This window comes from Streptococcus mitis (assembly GCF_047465045.1).
Classification (GTDB): domain Bacteria; phylum Bacillota; class Bacilli; order Lactobacillales; family Streptococcaceae; genus Streptococcus; species Streptococcus mitis_DT.
This window is the reverse complement of the sequence record NZ_JASHAR010000052.1, coordinates 1-552: the sequence shown is the minus strand read 5'-3', so window position 1 is coordinate 552 and position 552 is coordinate 1. Positions and strand designations below refer to the sequence as shown.

1 protein-coding gene and 1 tRNA gene are annotated in these 552 nt (G+C 39.7%); both read right to left on the bottom strand.

Translation table 11 applies throughout. The annotated features are described in order from the left end of the window. Positions 1-4: 4 nt before the first annotated feature. Positions 5-76: transfer RNA gene (locus QM409_RS10760), tRNA-Glu, on the bottom strand. 88 nt (positions 77-164) lie between these two features. After that, the coding region (locus tag QM409_RS10755; protein ID WP_414305737.1) for a sigma-70 family RNA polymerase sigma factor at positions 165-552 on the bottom strand (388 nt) is incomplete at its 5' end.

Below are 552 nucleotides of genomic sequence, written 5' to 3'. Positions count from 1 at the left end.
ACCATAGTCCGTACGGGATTCGAACCCGTGTTACCGCCGTGAAAAGGCGGTGTCTTAACCCCTTGACCAACGGACCAGAGTTGTTTTCAACTCTTACTATTATACAGACTTTTTCAGACTTGTCAACACCTTTTTCTGTTTTTTTCTTTTTTTTGCATAGCTTCTTACCGAGTACGGATGTCAAACTCTTTAAACACAATACGTAAGTCATTTAGCACTCTTTGACGCCCTCGGAAGCGTTCATGTCTTAAGACGCGCTCTAACTCTTCTTGTTTGTCTTTACTTTGTTTGCTTCTATAATCTCTTAATGTCTCATGAAAGAGATAATACTCATCTAGCCACAGACCTCCCTCACTGATACGATGACTAATCTCACCTACTTCTTCATACGGTTCTTTATCATATCTTCGTTTTTGACTTTCCTGCTTACGGATATAGTCTAGGATTCGATTCCGAAACTTGGTTTTGAAATATTTTCTTAAACGAGGAATATCTTCTGCCAGCTCTTCTTCTCTGCTAATCAATTCATGTAAGCAAATCATGCCCTCTTGG